Origin of the sequence: Rapidithrix thailandica, assembly GCF_039710355.1 — a bacterium.
GTDB lineage: Bacteria > Bacteroidota > Bacteroidia > Cytophagales > Flammeovirgaceae > Rapidithrix > Rapidithrix thailandica.
In genome coordinates this window covers 416,049-437,760 of the sequence record NZ_JBDKWZ010000003.1, presented here as the reverse complement: position 1 = coordinate 437,760, position 21,712 = coordinate 416,049, and the positions used below count along the sequence as shown (strand labels likewise).

The 21,712-nt window shown below is 39.5% G+C and carries 20 protein-coding genes; 10 read left to right on the top strand and 10 right to left on the bottom strand.

Features of this window, described 5'->3' with window-relative positions:
• Window positions 1-146: 146 nt before the first annotated feature.
• The 3 genes from AAG747_RS07410 to AAG747_RS07400 form a co-directional block, all read right to left on the bottom strand.
• Window positions 147-1,151, bottom strand: a complete 1,005-nt coding sequence (locus AAG747_RS07410; protein WP_346820514.1) for a FecR family protein — start codon at window positions 1,149-1,151, stop codon at window positions 147-149.
• A 207-nt stretch (window positions 1,152-1,358) separates the two neighbouring features.
• Window positions 1,359-1,961 carry an RNA polymerase sigma-70 factor gene (locus AAG747_RS07405; protein WP_346820513.1) on the bottom strand — a complete coding sequence of 201 codons (603 nt, stop codon included), beginning with the start codon at window positions 1,959-1,961 and terminating at the stop codon, window positions 1,359-1,361.
• 263 nt (window positions 1,962-2,224) lie between these two features.
• Complete coding sequence (locus AAG747_RS07400) at window positions 2,225-3,154, bottom strand: N-acetylmuramoyl-L-alanine amidase family protein (protein ID WP_346820512.1); 930 nt, start codon at window positions 3,152-3,154, stop codon at window positions 2,225-2,227.
• A 409-nt stretch (window positions 3,155-3,563) separates the two neighbouring features.
• Between AAG747_RS07400 and AAG747_RS07395 the strand changes: the two genes are divergently transcribed.
• The 3 genes from AAG747_RS07395 to AAG747_RS07385 all read left to right on the top strand — a co-directional run bounded on the left by AAG747_RS07395 (window position 3,564) and on the right by AAG747_RS07385 (window position 6,260).
• Window positions 3,564-4,076, top strand: coding sequence for a DUF192 domain-containing protein (locus AAG747_RS07395; RefSeq protein WP_346820511.1), 513 nt, complete (start codon window positions 3,564-3,566; stop codon window positions 4,074-4,076).
• Between the two features lie 107 nt (window positions 4,077-4,183).
• Window positions 4,184-4,825, top strand: a complete 642-nt coding sequence (locus AAG747_RS07390) for an ABC transporter ATP-binding protein (RefSeq protein ID WP_346820510.1) — start codon at window positions 4,184-4,186, stop codon at window positions 4,823-4,825.
• 79 nt (window positions 4,826-4,904) lie between these two features.
• Complete coding sequence (locus tag AAG747_RS07385) at window positions 4,905-6,260, top strand: ABC transporter permease (RefSeq protein ID WP_346820509.1); 1,356 nt, start codon at window positions 4,905-4,907, stop codon at window positions 6,258-6,260.
• A 516-nt stretch (window positions 6,261-6,776) separates the two neighbouring features.
• Here AAG747_RS07385 and coaE read toward each other — a convergent pair.
• From coaE to nusB, 6 genes are all read right to left on the bottom strand, one after another.
• Window positions 6,777-7,394, bottom strand: a complete 618-nt coding sequence (coaE, locus tag AAG747_RS07380) for a dephospho-CoA kinase (RefSeq protein ID WP_346820508.1) — start codon at window positions 7,392-7,394, stop codon at window positions 6,777-6,779.
• Window positions 7,384-8,370 carry a YbbR-like domain-containing protein gene (locus AAG747_RS07375; protein ID WP_346820507.1) on the bottom strand — a complete coding sequence of 329 codons (987 nt, stop codon included), beginning with the start codon at window positions 8,368-8,370 and terminating at the stop codon, window positions 7,384-7,386. The genes coaE and AAG747_RS07375 overlap by 11 nt, the downstream gene beginning before the upstream one ends.
• Before the next feature lie 217 nt (window positions 8,371-8,587).
• Window positions 8,588-8,923 carry a preprotein translocase subunit YajC gene (gene yajC / locus AAG747_RS07370; protein ID WP_346820506.1) on the bottom strand — a complete coding sequence of 112 codons (336 nt, stop codon included), beginning with the start codon at window positions 8,921-8,923 and terminating at the stop codon, window positions 8,588-8,590.
• A 163-nt stretch (window positions 8,924-9,086) separates the two neighbouring features.
• Window positions 9,087-9,596, bottom strand: a complete 510-nt coding sequence (locus AAG747_RS07365) for a DUF1573 domain-containing protein (RefSeq protein WP_346820505.1) — start codon at window positions 9,594-9,596, stop codon at window positions 9,087-9,089.
• A 35-nt stretch (window positions 9,597-9,631) separates the two neighbouring features.
• Window positions 9,632-9,943 (bottom strand): YtxH domain-containing protein, encoded by a 312-nt coding sequence (locus AAG747_RS07360; protein WP_346820504.1) that lies wholly within the window; start codon window positions 9,941-9,943, stop codon window positions 9,632-9,634.
• 155 nt (window positions 9,944-10,098) lie between these two features.
• A complete protein-coding gene (nusB, locus tag AAG747_RS07355) occupies window positions 10,099-11,265 on the bottom strand; it encodes a transcription antitermination factor NusB (RefSeq protein WP_346820503.1) in 1,167 nt (388 codons plus the stop codon).
• 430 nt (window positions 11,266-11,695) lie between these two features.
• Here nusB and AAG747_RS07350 point away from each other — a divergent pair, with 430 nt between their 5' ends.
• The 7 genes from AAG747_RS07350 (at window position 11,696) to AAG747_RS07320 (ending at window position 18,925) form a co-directional block, all read left to right on the top strand.
• Complete coding sequence (locus AAG747_RS07350) at window positions 11,696-12,277, top strand: TetR/AcrR family transcriptional regulator (RefSeq protein ID WP_346820502.1); 582 nt, start codon at window positions 11,696-11,698, stop codon at window positions 12,275-12,277.
• A 121-nt stretch (window positions 12,278-12,398) separates the two neighbouring features.
• Window positions 12,399-13,160: an outer membrane lipoprotein-sorting protein gene (locus AAG747_RS07345; protein WP_346820501.1), complete on the top strand. Its 762-nt coding sequence runs from the start codon at window positions 12,399-12,401 to the stop codon at window positions 13,158-13,160.
• Window positions 13,161-13,203: 43 nt separating this feature from the next.
• Window positions 13,204-14,424 (top strand): ABC transporter permease, encoded by a 1,221-nt coding sequence (locus AAG747_RS07340; protein WP_346820500.1) that lies wholly within the window; start codon window positions 13,204-13,206, stop codon window positions 14,422-14,424.
• An 80-nt stretch (window positions 14,425-14,504) separates the two neighbouring features.
• The gene (locus tag AAG747_RS07335) at window positions 14,505-15,722 is read left to right on the top strand and encodes an ABC transporter permease (protein WP_346820499.1); all 1,218 of its coding nucleotides are present in this window, start codon (window positions 14,505-14,507) and stop codon (window positions 15,720-15,722) included.
• A gap of 15 nt (window positions 15,723-15,737) precedes the next feature.
• Entirely contained in the window at window positions 15,738-16,493 is a 756-nt protein-coding gene (locus AAG747_RS07330; protein WP_346820498.1) for an ABC transporter ATP-binding protein, read from the top strand.
• Between the two features lie 21 nt (window positions 16,494-16,514).
• A complete protein-coding gene (locus AAG747_RS07325; RefSeq protein ID WP_346820497.1) occupies window positions 16,515-17,660 on the top strand; it encodes an adenylate/guanylate cyclase domain-containing protein in 1,146 nt (381 codons plus the stop codon).
• A gap of 80 nt (window positions 17,661-17,740) precedes the next feature.
• Window positions 17,741-18,925 carry a hypothetical protein gene (locus AAG747_RS07320; RefSeq protein ID WP_346820496.1) on the top strand — a complete coding sequence of 395 codons (1,185 nt, stop codon included), beginning with the start codon at window positions 17,741-17,743 and terminating at the stop codon, window positions 18,923-18,925.
• A gap of 4 nt (window positions 18,926-18,929) precedes the next feature.
• Here the strand turns inward: AAG747_RS07320 and AAG747_RS07315 are convergent, their stop codons facing one another.
• Window positions 18,930-20,738 carry a tetratricopeptide repeat protein gene (locus tag AAG747_RS07315; protein ID WP_346820495.1) on the bottom strand — a complete coding sequence of 603 codons (1,809 nt, stop codon included), beginning with the start codon at window positions 20,736-20,738 and terminating at the stop codon, window positions 18,930-18,932.
• Between the last annotated feature and the right edge of the window lie 974 nt (window positions 20,739-21,712).

The following is a 21,712-nucleotide window of genomic DNA, read 5'->3' as shown; positions in this document are numbered from 1 at the left end:
GCCTTTTTTAACTGCTATTAAAAAAGGGAAGCTGCAACATGGTCAGTACGTTTAGTTATCCCATTCCGAAAAGCCAATCTGCTTACAGGATTTTACAGATAGAGACCTTCGGTCAATACCGGGGTTAAAATGAAGTATTCAACAGGTTAATAAATAATCACGTTATTCTTTTCAAATTTATAATTGAAACCGCTGGCAAAGCCAATGCTATTCAATACATACTCCAAACTCTTATTATCAAACTCTCCGTTGTATTTCCATTTAGCAGGTTGTGCTTTGTTATAGTGTACCTTTACCGCGTACCATTTCTCAATTTTCTCTACGATTTCTTCAAAAGAAGCATCTTTAAAGTAAAGGATACCATCTTTCCAACCCAACATTTCTTTGTAATCAAAATCAGACCGGAACATTGCATTGGCAGTTTTACTATAAGTCGCCATATGCCCCGGATTCAACCCTAAAGTTTGCGAGTCTGTTAAGTTCACTTGCACTTTTCCTTCAGCCAAAGCCACTCTGATTTTATCTTCTTCAGGATAGGCAGACACATTAAACCGAGTACCCAGTACCTTGGTAAAAACTGCATTTGCTTTTACGATAAAAGGCCTGCATGGATCTTTTGCCACTTCAAAAAAGGCTTCTCCTTCTAGCTGTACTTCTCTTAGAGAGTCCGAGAAGTGTTGATAAAACTTTAATGTACTCCCTGCATTCAACACCACTTTGGAGCCGTCAGACAATGTCAAACGTTTTTTCTCTCCCACTTGCGTGGAAAATTGCACCATTACTTTCCTTTCTTCCCGGGCCTCCGGAAAGCCTTCTTTCAACGTATAATACCCCAACCCGGCCATTAATAAGATCAAGAGTACCGCTACTAATTGTACGTATTTGTGAAAGAGACTCTGATGCTGGGTATGTACAGGAATATTTTTTGTATGCTGAGGCCGGGTTGCCGATAAGATTTTATTAAACAAAGTTTCCGAATTCAATTCCGGATATTCTACCGGTGGTTCAGCCCAGACTTTTTCGATTTGATTTTTCAGGTCCATCGTTGACTCTTTTGTATTGAGCCAATGACGTACATACTCCGCCTCTTCCGGAGTACATTGTCCCGTCAGGTATTTTTTTAAAAGTGTATGTTCCGGTTCTTTTTTCATTTTCGTTTACTAGACATTCATTCCCAAAGCCGGTAATGAATCAAGAATATTTTGTCCAAAACACTCCTTGTTACTACTGCTTGTATTGGTATATTGCCACAAGTAAATCGATTTACTCACTCGACTTATGATTTTTTTTAAAAATATTTTTACAAGAAGAAAAAAGAATTTTGAGGAAGAGGTTTATCTTCTATCAGCCACACACTTTTAAGCCAAAAACATCACTAATACCAACGTGCATATTTTTTGTAGATAGCTTTCTTTCGCCAGGTGATCTTTAAGAAATTTGGAAGCGCGATATAGTTGATTTTCTACGGTACGTTTGGAAAGGTTCAGTCGCAGTGCTATTTCCTCTGATGTCATTCCCTGCTTTTTATTCAATAAGAAGATTTCTTTCCGGGCGGAAGGCATTTGATCTATTCCTTGCTGAACATAGGCTTCCAAATCGGTAAAAATCACCTCATCTTCAGTGGTATTCACTTGCGCCTCATTGCGGTGTACAACCCATTCGTAGTACTGTATATTTAAAGCGGCTTTACGGATTTTTTTGATGATGTTCCTTTTGGCGATGGTAATCAACAAAGCGTTGACCGAAAGAGAGGGATCCAATTGCTTATGTTGTTCCCACAAGGCCAAAAACACATCCTGTACTACTCCTTCTGCATCTTCGTGCGAAAGGCCCATCTTGCGGGAAGCATGGTAGACTTTTTTGTGGTACACATCAAATAAGTGCCGGTACGCTTGGCGACAACCCTGTGCCAAAGCCCGTACCCACTTCTTTTCACTCTCATAATTAGTTGGCTCGTACATATTCCCCATATGCGCTTCGCTGTTAATGGCTATTCATGGTAGTTTGACCTTGCGCCTGTTACAAGGGAAGTATTTTACCAATATACTTCCGCCTATAAGGCCCAATTCATATTACTTTTTAGCATGGCAATAGTTAATCATTTGTTAAGGTACATAAAATTTTGAAAGAAAAATACTTTGTGAACGAAAACAATTTAGTATTCTTAAACAAATAAAAACGCATGCAAGCTTCACCATAACCTCAATAGGGCTTGGGATGAGGACTACTCAAACTTTACGACAAAAGCATCTTTAAAGCCTAAATCTTGTACTTTTTTGGCGAGTTGCTTGGCATGCCGGTGTTCGTATTCCCGCCCGACCATATAGCGGTATTTGTAGGAGCCGTTTTTCTTATCTACTACTTCATCTACTCTCATACCCAGCTTTTTATACCTGGAAGTTCCGGTATTCTCAGGTTGGGTAGCGGCAGTAATTTGGACCTTATAATAGGGTTTGCGTTTCTCGATGTGGGGTTTTTCACTCACAAAGTCACGAAAGGCTCTGAAAATAGCCGAGGCCACCAGGTCTTGTCCGTAATCGGAGTTTAAAAATTTTTCTTCGGAAGGATTCGTAATAAATCCGCATTCGACCAATACTCCGGGCATCTCCGTATATTGCAACACTTGATAATTGTAGCCCCGGTCTTTACGATCCATCACTCCCCGGCTTTTGCGTCCGGCACGGGTAGCAAATTCCTTTTCAATCATTTGTGCCAACTTCCGGCTTGCTTTAAACTTATGATTTTGGATATGTGTACGTGTTCCGTATACACTTCGAATAGGGTTGGAGTTACAATGTATACTGATAAAAAAATCCGCTTTATTGGAATTGGCTTCGTCTACAATTTCATCCAAACTGACAAAGGTATCCGTTTCCCGTGTATAAATGACCTTTACGTTTTTGATTCGCTCTTCGATGTATTTTCCCAATTTCAAAGCAATCTCCAAATTGAGTTCTTTTTCGTGTTTTAAAGTTTGGGTACCTCGCAACTTTCCCGGGTCAGTTCCTCCGTGCCCGGGATTAATTACTACTTTGATGGGCTTATAAGCCTTGGAGATGATCACGGTGTTTTTCTCTTGTGCAGATACACTGCTCAATGAAAGTACGCATAAGGCAAAGTAAACGAAATACAACCTCCATTGCTTCATAGTCATTTGGTCTTATTGTTAGTTGAAAAAAGTCCTAAAGGTTTCAAGGCAAAAATATACGGTTGACGCCATTTGTACAGTGCTTTTCCCTGTAAATTATAACCTATTTTACCTAACTCTGCTAAAGATAAAAGAAGTTAAGAAAAAGTTCAACAGTGGGAAAGTTTTCACATTCGCTTCCCTTTACTGTAAATTTTATACAAATGGGAATTGAACATCCCCGGGAATCTGTGGGGATCTGCTCTTCTTTAATTAATATTGTAAGCCTATAATAGTCCGGTAGGTTAAAAGACAAGAAATACACTTTGAAAGGCATTTGATTGAAAAATCTTGTTTTCAAATCCTGAATAGCCATCCGTTCATTATTTTACAAATGCAAATTAAAGCACCATTTCTAACTATATTTTAAATCATTATGAAGAAGCATTCTTATTCTTTCATATCTCTGTTGGCAATTGGACTTTCTGTATTCTTATTGACTGCTTGTGGCGATGCAAAAAATAGCACTTCGCAAAAGCGCAGAAATAAACCCAGCGAACCGATTTTCAAAAAAGAAGGCGAATTGACTTTTTTAACTTCAGGAGGAGAAAGTATTACTAAAATTGATATCGAAATTGTAGATCAAGAGTATGAAATCCAGCAAGGCTTGATGTACCGTAGTCATATGGCTGATAATAAGGGGATGTTGTTTGTATTTCCGGACTCACAACCCCGGAGTTTTTGGATGAAAAACACGGAAGTATCTCTGGACATCATTTTTGTGAATGAATTGATGGAAATCGTCAGTATTCAGGAAAACACCACCCCAAAATCCGAGTACTCCATTCCCTCCGAGGGCAATGCCCAATATGTGATTGAAGTGGTAGCCGGTTTTTGTGTGAAATATGAACTCAAGGCAGGCAATAAGATTGAATTTAAAAAGCTATAGCCCTTGTCAGCAAAAGGTATTCACAACAGTTGCCAATTCAGATAAGGCTCATCGCCAATATGCCCTCTTTCTATTTTGATGTACCATACCCAAATAACAAAAACACCATGCTACAAATTAAAGGACTATCAGCTGCCTATAGCGAACAAAAAGCGATTCACTTTCCCGATTGGAAAGTAGCCAAGGGAGAACACTGTTTGATACTTGGTTCCTCCGGATGTGGAAAAACCACCTTATTACATATCATAGGTGGCTTGCTTCAACCCAAGGCAGGAGAGGTACTGCTAGACAACACCTCACTTTATCAATTAAAAGCACACCAGAGAGATTTGTACAGAGGCCAAAATATCGGTTTGATCTTTCAAAAACCTCATTTGATTGACTCACTCACGGTAAAAGAGAATTTGTACACTGCTCAATATTTTGCCGGACTGCCACAGGATGAAAAACGTATTCAGGAAGTGCTTCATGAACTCAACCTGGGCGATAAACTCAATGCCCGTACTTTTGAACTCAGCCAAGGAGAAGCCCAACGGGCGTCTATTGCCCGGGCATTGCTGAACCGGCCGAAAGTTATTTTGGCAGATGAACCTACAGCCAGTTTGGACGATGATAATTGCCATGCAGTAGTGCAATTACTGCAAAGAGAGGCCCGGCTCTATCAAGCGGCACTCATTATTGCCACTCATGATCAACGCATCAAAGAAGTAATTCCGGAAGTTTTACAACTCGATAAACAACTGGCCTAAAGCACATAAAACTGTATTAATACGATTTCCTAAGAGGATAAATGATTTCAAATGACACTTGAATAATGTCTAATTTACTATGAACTTACCTAAATTAAGCTGGAAATATTTGACGGCTAAGCCGCTCAATTTTGTACTCAATACGTTGATCTTATCTTTGGGAATAGCCATTGTAATTATCCTTTTGCTATTATCCACACAGGCTGAAGACAAGATGATGAAAAATGCCAAAGGCGTTGATCTGGTGATAGGGGCAAAAGGCAGTCCATTACAATTAATCCTTTGTAATATCTTTCATATTGATTTTCCAACGGGAAATATCGATTTGGAAGAAGCTCAAAAGGTAGCCCGTAACCCGATGGTAAAATATGCCATCCCTTTGGCCTTAGGAGATAGCTATAAAGGTTTTCGCATTGTAGGTACCAATCACAAATATGCCGAATTGTACCAGGGGAATATTGCAGAAGGAAAATTATGGGAAAAACCTTTTGAAGTGACCATCGGGTACACCGCTGCCAAACATTTACAACTTAAGCTCGGAGATACTTTTCATGGGGCACATGGTATTGGAGAAGATATGGATCAGGCACACGAGCATCATGACTATCGGGTGGTGGGAATTTTACAACCTAATGGTTCCGTATTGGACAACCTCATCTTCACCCGTATTGAAAGTGTTTGGCTATCACACGAAGACCACGGAGAAAGTTCTCAGGAAACAGAAGAGGCCCATACCCATGAAGAGCATGAGCATGAGCATGAGCACAATCACGACCATGCCCACGATCATGAACATCATCATGCTGAAACCCATGCCCATGAGCACGGTCCTACAGAAGAAACCGTACAAGTATCTAAAAAGAACCCCTTGGGTCTTCCTCAAGGTGAGGGAAAAGAGATTACCTCCATGTTGGTCAAATTCCGCTCGCCCATGGCAGCAATGCAGATGCCCCGTTATATCAACAGTCAAACTTCCATGCAAGCGGCTTCTCCAGCAATCGAAACAGCCCGGTTGTTTTCTTTACTGGGCATTGGGGTAGACCTCCTCCAAGGTTTCGCTTACCTGATGGTGTTTATTGCCGTGTTAAGTATCTTTATAGCCTTGTACAATGCCTTAAAAGAGAGAAAGTACGATTTGGCCATTATGCGCTCCTTGGGATCTTCCAAGACCTCTTTATTTATACTTATCATATTGGAAGGTGTGTTGATTACCTTGATTAGCGCAGGATTTGCCTTAGTGATTGCTCATGGTGTGGTAGAACTAATTATGCAAATAATAGAAGGCCCGGGAGCTGTAGGAATCACCGGATTTACATTCTTGGTGGAAGAGTTGTATTTGATTGGCGGAGCATTATTGATCGGTATTATTACATCTTTAATACCCGCCATTCAAGCTTACAAAACGGATATTTCAGAGGTACTTGCCAAAGGATAAAATACTTCAATAAACCCAAACAGCCCGGCTAAGCAAAAGCCGGGCTGTTTTCCCACATTATTCTACTCGCTATTGTCAACTTCACTTGTTCTACCCACATAAAATCATTTGCCATAGTTTGTTGATAAGTTTTCACTTATCCACTTCACCATTAGCAATCTTATTTTCAAGTAGTTGTTAAGTTTATCATTCAAGGAAGCGTATCAAACAAGCGTTAAAGCTTTTATTCGTTCCGTTGAATTCATTTGTACATACAACATAAAAAAGAGGCTTAGTAGTTTCCCACCCTACCAGATTCCCTAAATTGATTAAACAGGTTTTGGTTTCAGGTTAAGACTTAACAGCTGGTTATAGTAATGAAAAGCCAATCGGGTAAAAACGACATTCAACAACGTGTGGATAAACAGTGTTGCTACTGATTAAGGCTATGTGTTGAATATATGGAAAAAGGTTAAAGATTTCTGTCAATTATGTAACAGTATATCTTCTGAGTACATTCACTAATGCGCATGTTTTTTAGGTAAGAAGGGAAGCCGTTTCGGAAAAAACACGGTGCAACCTTAGTACTTGCATTATCAACATTTCCTTTTCATCATTTTTAAGAATATGCTGGGCTAAAGGTAGCTTTTCCCTTTCAGGAAGTTGTTTTTGTATGATCTGTTCGACTTGTTTCCGGTCGCGTTGGGGGTCACGTTGTAAAACTCGTTGGATTCGCAATGTTTTGGGAGCATATACCAATACCAGCCTATCCAGTTGTTGATAAGACTTTGCTTCGATCAATAAGGCCGCTTCCTTGATCACATAAGGAAAGTGGCTGTGTTGGTGTACCCAGTCCTGATAATGTTCGGCTACCCGGGGGTGTACCAAGGCATTCAGTTTTTGTAATTCGGAAGCACTTCCGAATACCTGCTTCGCCAAGTACGTCCGGTTTACGGTTCCATCAGTCAGATAGGCCTCTTTTCCGAATCTCGCCTTGATCGAACGAATCAATTTTGCATCGTGAGCCATCAACCATTTTGCCATGGTATCGGCATCATACACAGGAGCTCCCAAGGTCTGAAAAATTTTACACACCATACTTTTCCCGGAGCCAATGCCTCCTGTAATACCAATTTGAAGTGTTTTAGTTTTCAAGGATTACTTTGAATTGAGCAGGTTTGACTTCTACATTTTTAAAATAAGAGGGGGCTTTCACCAACGGGCATATGGTAGAGTCCAAATTGTTGTATTCTTTAAAATCTAATCGTACTTTCAATGTATCTTGTGTATTACCGGAGTCATCTTCCTTGACCAGGTAGTTGACAATGGCCGTTTCAGGGGTGATATAGGCGGTCTGACTCTCGGGGAAATTGACCAAATCCAGTTTTACAATGGCCTCTTTGGACTCATAACGGACAACATCAAAAGCTACTTTTACATTTTCCGTGGAAGCAGTCAGGTACTTTACGGCCTTATATCCCAACTCAATTTCTTCTTCAAAATCAGCGGAAATCAACTTTCCACTCAATTGCAACACACGTGTATCTTCTGCTTGCCGGATAAAGGAAGAAGCTCCTTTCAAAATTATGGTATCCGGTTCAAGGGAAACCGGAGAAGTGCGCTCCACATTGGGGGCCAAGTGAATGGAAGCGGTGTCTAAGGCCAGTTTGACAACTTTGGAAGTCATCGTATCATATTTAAAGAAAATAGAATCTTCCATCACATAATTCACCTTAAACTCTTTCAACTTGTCAGACACAAAAGCGCGAATGGAAGAGGTTGTAAGGTAGTTGACAGAAAGCGGGTTTTCAGAACCAATCTGAATGATGACCGGATTTTCTTCCCGGTTCAGCCCCCGGCTAAGTAAATTCCAACCCAAGCCGGTCACGTTAACGGAAATTTCTTCCGGAGGAGGTTTTATGGCAACTATATCATTCCGTTCAAAAACAATGGCCAGCTTCACCCGGATATTGGCCGTATGTTCAGAATTCAATGAATTAAACACCCAAAACGTACAGGCCGTTACCAAACAAATGACAATGGCCTTCCACTCCCAATCCTTATATCCTTCGGTATTGGATTTCAGCCAACTAATCACCTGGTTAATCTGATCTACGGGTAATTTTCTCACCGTACTTGCAGAATTTGGTTAAGATGAAATGCGCTATCCCTGAACATGTAACCTTGTCAGGTTTGACCGATCCATATTCTCTACTAAGAAAAGAGGATAGGAAGAGGAATTTCTCTTTGCCGTTTGCGAACGGATCCTCTTTTCTTATGGAAATTTAGTACAAAAGTTTCATTAGGTCACACAATTTGAACAAAACTACATGACCATATCCCTTTTGTTATTTACTATCTGTAGCAGGTTTTTGGGCAAATTCTGTATTTTCCAAAGAAATAGAAGCCCGGTCTACTTTAATTTTTACTCCCTTGTCCACCTCCAACTGTAAGGTGTTTCCTTCCATGGCAATAATTTTTCCATGAATTCCCCCAATGGTCACCACGGTATCGCCCTTCTTTAAAGCTTCGGAAAACTGTTTTTGCTTCTTTTGTTTGCTCTGTTGTGGTCTGATCATGAAGAAGTAAAAAATCACAATTAACCCTACAATGAAGATAATGTTCATATAACTTGGCGCACCTCCACTAGGAGCTTGCAATAAAATAGTGTTCCACAAGGTCATTTTCAATGATTTTAATAGTGATACTTCATCAGAGCATATGTCAATATGCTCAAAGCAACAAAGAACGGTTAAAAAAAAGAGGCAGCCAAAAAAATCCGCTGCCTAAATATAAGCGGGCTCTTTTTTTGACTACCTCATCTCCCTTTCTTACGGAAGTGTATTTCTACTGTTTTTTGTAAGGCCCTTTAAGTTCTTCCTCTACTTTAACATTTGCCTGAATATTAATCACATAGGTCCCCCCCTCTACATTCGCATAAATGGTAATCGGCTTTTTGTTTAAGTTTCTTTTCCCGGCACTGTTAAACTGTACTAAAATCTCTCCGCTTTCGCCTGGAGCTACCGGGTTTTTAGAGTATTTGGGAGCCGTACAACCACATGTGGTTTTGATATCGGAAATGACCAAGGGCACCTCTCCGGAATTGACAAACTTAAATGTGTGTTTTACAATGTCTCCTTGCTGAATGGTACCAAAGTCATAAAAAGTTTTTTCAAAATCAAAAGCAGCATAAGCCTTGGGAGCTTCCGGCTCTTTGATCACTGTCATAGGAATACTACTACTTGTATTGGCCGTAGAAACATTCATTTGTGTATCCTGTTTCGCTTCGTGCGTTGGACTACATGCCCAAGTACCTATGATGAACACAAAAATTGATAAATGATTAAGTAATTTCATATCTAATGGATTTTTAATCATTCAAAAGTGTTTTTTTAAGAATTATGATTATTGGGAGCGATTTGACTTTTCAACTCGTCTACTTCGTGCATCAATTTTTCAGCATGTTTAATTGCGTCCGAAATTACTTTTTGCCCTTGAGACTTCGCTGAACTAATCGGGGTTTCTTTCCCTTCTACCAAATCATCAATAAGGCGTTGTAAAGCTTCTTTTTGCTTATCCAACTGATAGCTAAGTCGGTCTCGTGTATTTCTGCCTTTATCCGGAGCAAATAAGACTCCCAACACAGACCCCACAATGATCCCCAATAGAAAAGTTAATAATGAACTTCCATTGTTTTTGCTCATAGCTTTAGAGAGTTTTTTGTATAAAAAAAATTATGGTTTGATAGCTTTTTTGTATACCAGTGCTACCTGCGCTTCCTTTTTCAGCTATACCCTCCATCCAGAAGATACAGCCAATATGGTTCTTTTTTAACTGGTTCTTTAGGTTAATAATTCCTTTATTTGTTGTCGATCAATCCCCGTCCGCTTTTCCGGATTTTTCCAATATCCTGCAGCTCTTTGGAGATCGCATCTAAGATCCCATTCACAAATTGCCAACTTTTGGGAGTACTGTACGATTTCGAGATTTCAATATACTCATTTATTGTTACTTTCACCGGAATACTGGTAAAATTAACCATTTCACTGAGGGCCATAATGAGCAATATGCTATCAATTTTTGCAATCCGCTCTTTCGACCATTTTTCCAAGTGTTTCTCTATAAAGGGTTCGTATTCTTTTTCCTCCCGCAGCGAACGGATATACAGTTGTTCAAAGAAGTGCTTATCCTCTTCCCAATTCCGGGAAATAGTCAGTAGTTGAGCATGTTCACAATTTGAGGTATCGGCACTTTTAAACGTTTTCAGCAACATACTGCGCAAAATAGTTTTGTTTTCTGCCCAGCTTAAATCTTCTTCTTCAAAGTCCGAAACGATCTTTTCATTTTTGAAAAGAAACTCCTTCACCAAATATTTAATGACTTCCAGATCCGTTTCCTCACTTTGGGTCTTTTCCAATGAAAACGATTCGACAAACGCCTTGTCTGCTTTCAACTGACGGTACCATTCGCGCAAAAGCATCATATCGTACTCCAAATTGTAGCGCTTCACTTCCTCTTGCAACTGAAGGTTTTGCTTAAAGCATTGCAAGATTTTATTTTCATAAATGCGCTTCAACAAGGTTTCTTCCAGTCCCACATCCGCTCGCTTCTTACTGCGTTCATCATACACATCCTTCACCACTTCTGAAAACTCCAACAAGCCAAAAATAATGTTGATATATTTCAGATAAAGGCGCTCTGTTTCAAAAACCATTCGTGACTTATACGAGCGAAAGTCTTTCTCAATCTGATCTTGATAGAAGCGAATCGCGTCATTGGCAATCTTCACTTCCTCAGTCTCCTCCTTTACATTCAAGCCCAACTCATGATTTTCTTTGAGGTAGTTGATCGAAACGTTTTCTTGTTTTCGAATACTTTCCAGCTCAGTTCTTCCCACAAAACGCAACTTCTCCTCATACTTCTCCTTGATCTGGTCAATGGCCAGTTGAAAATTAGACTCTTTACTCTGCTTATAGGCGTAGATGGTTTGCATCGCCTTAATACGTAATAACCTGCGATTAAGCATTTTGATTTCTATTAATCTTTGTACACTGCAAAGTTATGAATTAGAACATCAAATTGTCAGTTCCACAGGAGCAATCTTAGAAAAAGAAAATAGGAGAGCTGGTTTTTGTAAATAGCTCCTACCCATTTTCAGGCCTCTACAGCACTTAGTCACTGGGCTTTACCTCTTTAAAAGTCGCTTTTTTTCAGCAAAATTGTTTTTTTAACAGGCTCTGTTTATTTCTGAATTAGTTTTTTGTTCAACAGACTCTGGTTCTTATCAAAAAGCGTTTAATCCTTTATCGTGTAAAACACAAGCAAATGATTTACAGGTTTTTATTAAAAAAATCCTTGAGAAAATGTTGGAGGCAATTATGGAAACCGGTACATTTGACCGAACATACGGTCAATAAAAATCACCTGCTTTTCACTTAAGATTGTTTAAAGAAAAAATGCCTAGGACGGAACAACAGTTTGCCGCCATACGGGAAAAAAGTAAAGCAAAATTTCTCCGGACCGCTCTGGAGTTATTTGCAAACTATGGGTATCATAGTACTTCCATCAGTCAAATTGCCAAATCTGCAGGAGTTGCCAAAGGTTCTCTTTACCATTATTTTGAGAGTAAAGAGCAACTATTGGAAGCGGTATTTATGCAGGGCTTAAATGAACTGGACGGACTTTTTGAGGAAATTGATATGGAAGCAGCCCCCGAAGACAAACTTACCCAACTGCTGGATTTATCAATTTCTTCGCTTCAAAAGGAAAAGCATTTTTGGCAATTGTATTTTGCTTTAATCACCCAAATGAAACTACCTGAGGTGCTCCGGAAACGGCTTCAGCCTGTCATGAACGAGATGTTCACGTTTTTCAACATTTTATTTCAGGAGTTGGGTGCTGAAGAACCTGAAAGTGAAGCAAAATTATTGGCCGCCACATTTGACGGAATTTGTTTACATTATTTGATGATGGGAGAGGAATACCCACTTGAAAAGGTGAAAGAAAAATTATTAGGTATGTATATTGGAAAAAGGTAATTTACTTTTTTCATTTGAATAGATAAAACCCACTCACTATCAGTTTTTTACTTGAACGATTGGTCAACGGAAACGTATATTAAAACAGGACTTTGACTTTCATTTAATCCTCGCATCAACCATGAAACTGTTGAATTTAATCTTGCCGGTTATTCTTCTTTTATTATTAACAGGCTTTCAACCTCACTTTTTTGACCTTAGTGCCACTGAAATCATTCAAAAAGCGGATAAGCGTCTAAGAGGAAAGTCCAATAAGGCAGAATTTACAATGGAAATTGTCCGGCCGGATTGGAAACGAACCATGAGCATGAAAAGCTGGTCAAAAGGGGATGACTACAGTTTGGTGTTGGTACTGTCTCCTGCCAAGGACAAAGGCACGGTTTCTTTAAAAATCAAAAATGAAATGTGGAACTGGTTGCCCTCCATCGAGCGAAGCATCAAAATTTCTCCCTCCATGATGATGCAATCCTGGATGGGTTCCGATTTTACCAACGATGACCTGATCAAACAATCCTCTATCGTACACGACTATACACACTCCTTATTGGCTGAAGAAAATTTTATGGGGATCGATTGTTATAAAATTCAAATGATTCCCAAACCTGATGCTCCGGTAGTATGGGGTAAAATCGTGACCTGGATTTCCAAAGAACATTTTAACCAACGGAAAACAGAGTACTTTGACGAAGACGGAGAATTGGTCAACCGGATGATCACTTCAGAGCTAAAACAATTAGGAGGGAAGCTGCTCCCGGCCCGTATGGAGATGATTCCCATGGAGAAAGAGGGGCATAAAACGGTGATGACTTATCTATCCATCGATTTTGATGTCAACATCGAAGACCGCTTCTTTTCCAAACAAAATATGAGAAGAGTCAGGTAGTACATCTGAGTGTAAAGATTATTTATTTCTACACATATGAGCCATGCTTAAATTAGTCACTCTTGCCTGGCGCAATATCTGGCGCAACCAGCGCAGGACGTTAATTACAATTTCTTCCATCTTTTTTGCCGTACTTCTGGCGCTCTTTATGCGGTCCATGCAGTTCGGGTCCTATGAAAATATGATTCGTAACAGTGTGGAATTTTACTCGGGATACATTCAAATTCATAAAAAAGGGTATTGGGAAAACAAATCCATCAACAAACTTTTAGAAGAAACCGATTCGGTCAAAGCACTTGTCAACACTACTCAAAATGTCCATTTTTATATTCCCCGGCTCGAGTCCTTTGTTTTAGCCGCCTCTGACAACCTGTCCAAAGGGGCTATGGTAATTGGCACCGGTCCGGAAGAGGAAAATCAAATGACTCGCCTGGCTTCAAAAGTGATAGAAGGAGAGTATTTTACTTCCGGTACCCGTGGAGTATTGATCGCTCAAGGACTTGCAGAGTACCTACAACTTCATTTACACGATACGTTGGTATTGATCGGGCAAGGTTACCATGGGGTAAACGCAGTGGACATGTATCCCATCACCGGAATTATAAAATTACCCAACCCACAAGCGAATAACAATATGGTGTATATGCCCATTGTTCTCGCTCAGGAATTTAATGCCGCTCCGGATCTTCTTTCAGCTATGGTGATCAAGGTAAATGATATACAGTCCGTTCAGCAAACTACTTCACAATTACAAAATACCTTGGGAGATTCCTATGAGGTAATGGACTGGAAATCACTTCAGCCAGAACTTGTTCAATTGATAGAATCGGATAATGCCGGTGGTGTCATCATGTTGGGCATTCTATACGTAGTCATTGCTTTTGGGATTTTCGGTACTGTTATTATGATGAGTATGGAACGGACCAAGGAATTCGGAATTTTGATCGCAGTAGGAATGCAAAAGCTCCAACTTTCCTTCATGATCGTACTGGAAACCATCTTTATCGGTCTTTTTGGTTTGGGGGTTTCATTGACAGCAGGCATTCCATTATTGTTGTATATGCACAAAAACCCCATCCCTTTGACGGGTAATGCCGCAGAAGCCATGCTTAAAATGGGAGTGGAACCCATCGTTCCGTTTTCACTTGAACCCAACATCTTTATTACACAATGCTTGGCCATCCTGGTCATCGTTGTTATCTGTCTGGTATATCCGGTATGGAATATTTATCAATTAAAAATTATTGAAACCATGAAAAGGTAAGTGAGCCCGGAAACGATCATATTTCTTTTATTACTGAGCAGCATAACGAGCCTGTTCATCTTATTTAAAAAATTTCATCTATGATCACCGCTATATCCTGGAGAAATGTTTGGCGAAGTAAACTGAGAAGCATTGTCATCATGAGTGCTATTACCTTAGGACTGACCGGAGGGATTTTTTCTGTTGCGATTTTCAATGGAATGAGTGAACAAAAACTCCGTTCGGCTATTGATGTTCAAACTTCTCATATTCAAATTCATCAACAAGGGTTTCGAAAAAACAAAGATATCAGGTTGTATATTCCTCATTTAGAAAAGCTTAAAACTGAAATTTTATCCACAAACCATGTGGATAAGTGGGCCATAAGGACGGTTATCTCCGGAATGGCTGCCACCTCCAATGGCAATGCAGGTATTCAGTTGAATGGTATTATCCCGGAGGATGAAAAACAAGTCACTACCCTGTCCCAAATGATGATCGAAGGGGAGTATTTTGAAACACAACGGAAAAACCAGATTGTCGTTGGAAAAAAGCTAGCAGATAAACTGGAAGTAAAGCTGGGTTCTAAAATCATCGTGACCTTGCAGGATGCAAACGGGGAAATTGTAGGAGCCGCTTTCCGAGTAAGTGGAATTTTTAAAACTCCCTCATCCCTATTTGACGAATCTCAAGCCTTCGTCAGAAAAGGAGATTTGGAAAAACTGGCCGGACAAGCCAATACAAGCCATGAAATCGCTATCCGGATGAATAATATAGAACAAGTGCCCGAGGCAATTCATGAATTACAAGCTGCTACAAACGGACAACCTTTGGCCATAGAAAGCTGGCGGGAAGTAGAACCGGAACTGGCCTACCTGACAGACTCCATGTGGCAAATTAACTATTTGTTCCTGGCCATTATTCTAGCGGCTTTGGCTTTCGGGATCTTGAATACCATGCTTATGGCCATCTTCGAAAGGGTTAAAGAACTAGGCGTACTCATGGCCGTTGGGATGAACAAATTCAATATTTTTAAAATGATTGTATTAGAAACCGTTTTCCTGTCGCTTTCCGGAGCTCTTGTAGGTATTGCTCTTAGTTTTGCCTTGGTAAAATGGATCAATCAAATCGGAATCAACTTATCCATGTTTGCTGAAGGGTTAGCTTCTTATGGCTTGAGTAGTATAATATATCCCAATTTGGACAATGAATTTTACTTAAGTATTACCCTTATGGTCATCATCACTGCCATATTGGCCTCTATTTATCCGGCTATCAAAGCCTTACAATTAAAACCTGTTGAAGCGATCCATGGCTAACGGATTTTTTTATAAATGAAAAGCAGATTTCAACTCAACTATCTACTCGCTCGTTCTCAGCAAAAAACGTCAACCATGAGTATTATTCAACTTTCCAATATTTCCAAAATATATAACCCCGATACGGTGCCTGTACGAGCATTGAATCATGTCAACTTAAATATTGACAAAGGAGAATTTACCGCCATTGTCGGACCTTCCGGTTGCGGAAAAACGACTTTATTAAATACGATAGGCGGGCTAGACCATCCTACGGAAGGAAAGGTAATCATAGACCATACCGATATTACCGCACTACAATCCAAAGCACTGATTAATTTCCGTCTTCATAACATCGGTTTTGTTTTCCAGGATTATAGTCTTTTACCTGTATTAACCGCCCGGGAGAATACCGAGTTTATTATGCAACTTCAAAACCGTAGCAAAAAAGAGTACCGTCAACGGGCAGAAGAACTATTGAAAGAAGTAGGCTTGGGAGATAAAATGGACTTTTTTCCAAGCAAACTTTCCGGTGGACAACAACAACGGGTGGCAGTGGCCCGGGCTTTGGCGCCCAAACCTAAATTTGTATTGGCCGATGAACCTACGGCTAACTTGGATTCCAAATCTACAAATGACCTGTTGGACATCATGCTCAAGCTTAATAAAGAGGAACATATCACTTTTCTCTTTTCCACACATGATCAGCGAGTCATTGATAAGGCAAGACGCATCGTAGTGTTGGAAGATGGCAATATCGTAAAAGATGAGGTCTTGACGGTGAGTTATTAATTTTGAGAAATCTTCAAACCAATGACTACCCACATGGTAAAGCACAAAACCAAATTAATACTACAAGACTGGCTTTTCATCCTGATTGCCTGGCAAGTAGCTATAGGCATAAGTAACTTGCATAGCTGGGCCATGCTCGATTTTATTGATAGCCAGGCCTTCGGAGCATTTTCGAGTTTTATTCACTCTAACTGGGCTATTTGGGACGGAGTCTTTTTCGGTTTATTTTTCGGAACGCTCTTCGCCATTATCCATACATTCTCCGAATACAAACTGATCCGGAAGTTGTCCTTCAGTAGGATTATACTCGTGAAAAGCGGTTTATACCTGTTAGCCTTAATCCTGTCATCCGGCCTGATTTTCTGTGCTTACTGGTTTTTGGATATTTTTCCACGCGAAACCGACTGGAATTTCATACTCAAGTTTATCCAACCCCGATTCTTCATCGTAGGGAGTATATACATGACCTTCTTTATTTTACTGATCAATTTTTTAGTGTTGATCAACCGGAAATTCGGACATGGAAACCTGTGGAAATTTATCTTGGGAACCTACCATAAACCCAAAGATGAAAATCGAATATTTATGTTTCTCGATTTGAAAGGCTCTACAAGTATAGCGGAAAAGCTCGGGCACAATTTATACAGCCAGATGATTCAAAACTGCTTTCACGATCTCACCGATTTTGTGGTAAAGTATAAAGCAGAAATCTATCAATATGTGGGAGATGAGGTAGTACTCACCTGGACGACCCATAACGGACTTGAAAACTTAAACTGCATTCGTTTGTTTTTTGACTTTCAACAAGCCTTAGAAAAGCGTAAAGCCTATTATTTCAAGAAGTTCGCTCATTTTCCGGAATTCAAAGCAGGAATGGCCATGGGACCGGTCACCGTAGTAGAAATTGGCGATATCAAAAGAGAAATTGCTTATCATGGCGATGTACTCAACACCGCAGCCCGTATTCAAAGTAAATGTAACGAATTTGGCAAGCCATTACTCATTTCGGAAAACTTGGAATCCACACTCCATCAAATCGCTCAAACCCCTTCGGAATTTATAGGTAATATTCAACTGAAAGGAAAAGAAAACCATGTGAGAATTTATGCCATTGATAATGGATATGAGGGGCCAAAGCAAAACCATAAAGTATTAGTAATGAATTAATTGACATCTTATTCACAGGTTATCCACATACCTCTACTTAACTTATCCACAACTTGAAATTGATTGATTTTTTTAAAATAATGAAATTTCTTTTCAAGCACCTGAAATATGTTTTTACCCTATCTGTTTGTTTGAGCAGTCTAAGTTTAGAGATGCAAGCCCAAAGCACTGAAAAAGCAAAAAATTACACCTTGGGCGGTTATTTAAAATATCTACATACCGTACAGTTCGAACATGCGGATTCGGCTTGGCTCACCGATAATATTCTGCATAACCGTATTAATTTCAAATGGTATCCCAATAACCAATTTACCTTTACTGCAGAAGTACGAAACCGTTTGTTTTATGGTGAAACCGTTAAAAATTTTCCTGGTTATTCAAGCCTGATAGGGGGGGATAATGGTTTTCTGGATATGTCTTTTATCCCTTTTGAGGGATCTTCTTACTTTTTCCATAGCCATGTCGACAGGTTGTACCTGGACTGGCAATCGGATAAATGGCAAGTGCGGCTGGGACGTCAACGGATCAATTGGGGACAATGCTTTGTGTGGAATCCCAACGATGTCTTTAACACCTATTCCTTCTTTGATTTTGACTACGAAGAACGGCCCGGAGCCGATGCTTTGCTTGCGAGGTATTATACGGGTACTACATCTTCCATTGAATTGGCAATAGCCTTCGCAGAGCGTTTTGAGGACTTTAAAATCATGGTGATGTATCGCTGGAATACTAGTGCATATGACTTTCAGGTATTGGCCGGCAAAGTTCAACAAGACTTGGCTTTGGGAATAGGTTGGTCAGGTCAAATCAAAACAGCCGGGTTTAAAGGTGAAGTTACCTGGTTTGAACCATATAGGGATTTGGCTACGGGAAAGGGAACGGTAGTCGCTTCGCTGTCTATGGATTATACCTTTAAAAACTCTCTTTTCTTGCATAGTGAAGGTATATACAACAGCAATGGAGTCAACGGAAAACCCGGCCAAATCAATTATCTGAATGAACAACTTTCGTCCAAAACCCTTACGGTTACTCAATGGGCATGGTTTAATGAAATTTCGTATATGTTCAGTCCTTTGATAAAGGGAGGGGTTAGCAGTATATACAACCCCAATGATGCCTCTTTTTATATGGGACCCAATGTGGATATCTCCTTGTCAGATAACTTATACCTCCTGTATGCCGGACAATTCTTTTTTGGCCCTGAGCGATCGCAATACGATGGGTTGGGGTATTTGAATTTTTTGCGGTTAAAATGGAGTTTTTAACCTCCTAAATTTTATCTCCTCTTAACTTCCGGAAGCGCTTACGGGCCTCTACGTTGTATACACTTCCCGGAAATTCTATGAGTTGATTCTTGTAGTATTCCATTGCTTCTTCTGCCTTATTCAAGTTTTCCTCATAGATTTTAGCAATCAGGAAGTTCGCATCATCTGCCAGAATATCGTATTTAAATTCTTCGACTACTCTTTTGAATTGGATCAATGCTTCCTCGTATTTTCCTAATTTGACAAGTATGTTCCCCTTTTGCCATAAAATTTCGTCCGTTAAACTATGCCCTTTGTACTTTGCCAACATGGCATCGTACTGGGTTAAGGCTTGTTGATATTTTCCCTGAAAGACCAATAAATCAATGTTGGCATATTTTTCCATGGTTTGGTTCGTGGTGTCCAGGTTGAGGTTATCTTCGATCAAAAGGGACAATTGCATGGCATCGTTAGCAATCTCCCGGTCTGTCGCCAGTGTCAAAATCTTCAAATGCGCTTTCGCTAATTCAAACTCTCCGGTGTAGTATGTCAACTTTGCATTTTTAAGTTTTGCCATATGGCCGAGGTTGGTATTCTTTTCAGCCTTCTCCACTTGAGAATATAACAAGGAGGCTTCCCAAGGCTCATCAATCAATACGTTGATGTCTCCTAAATCTAATTTCGCTTTAGAGACGATTTCCTTAGGCAAGGAGCGATGATCTATCAATCTGTGAAGGATGGTTATAGCTGTGTCTTTATTGTCCAGATAGAAGGCCTGTAATAAAGCCATGCTTCTCAAGGCATCCGCAGTGTTGGGTCGAAGTCCCAATTCGGAAATAATCTCTTCGTAGTCACTTGCCAGCGAACGGATTTTATCAATATCTACCGGATAGGTATTCTTAACCAGTTCTTCTTTGGAATTTATCAACAGACGTTTGGCAATCGGATACACAATCTGGTTCCGGTACTTTTCTACCAAATACTCAAAAATCTTAATCGCACTGGTATAATCTCCATTGTTTAAGGCAAGTTTTCCGATTTCCAAAATTTGAAAGCCCTCTTGTTTCTTTCGTTTGTCAATGGCCCGGGCTTGCATAAAAGCCCGGTAAAACTCTTTTTTCTGTAGTAAGTACCACAACAACATTTCATTGTAAACGATATCGTCCGGATACTTTTGAACATACTGCACCAATGCCCTTTCCAAAAAAGCATACTCTTCGTCACTGCTTACTCTGTCTTGCAAAATCACCTGCACATAGTCTGCTTGGTTAGGTTCCTGATGCAACAGTTGGAGGTATTCGTCCAACATCAAATCAATCCTTCCCCAAGTAGAGTACAAATCGGCTAATTCAAAATAAAAACCATCCTTGTCATTCTTCTTTCCAAAGAGGTAAGCCATTTCAGCAAACTGAAACAATCCTTTGTCTGAAAGATACAAAGCAGCATAACGCAACTCGGAGTTGTCGTTTTTGATATCTTCCAAATAGTGCTGTAAATGTTTATTGCAAGCTAGTGTGTCTCCTTCCTGTCGGAAAAGCAAGCCATAGTCAACATTGTAGGTGGGGTTCTCCGGAAATTTTTTTAGCAACCGGCTTAAATACTTGTTGGCATCTTTGTACTGTTTTAGCCGTATAAGTACATCGAGATAGTATTTATGAACAGCGGCAAGGTTCTGTTCTCTGCGTACCAACTTTTCATAAATGCTGGCAGCTTTTTCCAATTCATTGTTTGTGTAATATTCATAAGCGAGTTCGATGTCCTTATCTTGAGCGTACACTGGTCGAAGGGAAATGCTAAGGTAAAGCAATACCACAATGAAAAGAAGTTTTTGCATAGTTTATTTTTTTCTCGATTTGCTGTATTAAACTTAAAAAGTAACCGCTCAATTTAGTTTCTTACTTCATCAACATTTACACACACTATATATATAATTATAAATTAATATTTAAATATAAATCTATTATTACTTATTATACTGTGGATTTGTGAATAAACGACTTATTCAATTTTTATACACAATTAATAAAAAGTTATCCACAGCTATATATTCTATAAGATCTGTCAGATCAGTAAGTTATAGAACTATGCACAGCGGATTTTGAAGATGTGAATAACTATTGGAAAAGTTATTACGGTTGAAAACTTTTGGATAATCTGTTGATGAAAGTAGTACTTTTCAACAGCCCCTTTCAACTCTTACTTAAAATGTGAACATCCGTTGATAAATGAACAAGTTATTACACAATTGTTAACCGTATAAGTGGAAAACTTCATTTGTTCACATACTATGTTGATAGTATTAACATAGGGATTTTGAATTTGTTTGATAATAATTGGCTTCCTTTTTCCCTTTGGGGTTGAATAGATGTACTCATCTCACCATAAGAGAACATTCAAGTTGTGGATAACTTTTTTATTCGATTCATATAAAGATAAAGAAACAAATGGAGGACCTTGAGAAGATTGCAGGATTGTAGAAAAGCAAGCAGTTGATATTAGATGTGGATAAGGTTAATATCTCGTAAAGTATCCAACAGGGTCAATCATTTCCTTCAGTATAGTAAGTAGCATAGGATACAGCTTGGGGAGTAAAGGTTGGAGGGAAGCTTACTCTTTTTATTGGTCCTTTAAATTGTCAACGGTTGCTCATTGAGGTGTGGATAAGTTATGCATTTATAAATAGTAATTGAAATGACTTACCTTTTGGCATTTCAACTCGCTTTGCTCTATCCGAAGAATGATATGATTCTCAAAAGTGAATGAGGTAAGTTGACAGGTTCTAAGGTATTAAAAAGTTATCCACAAATT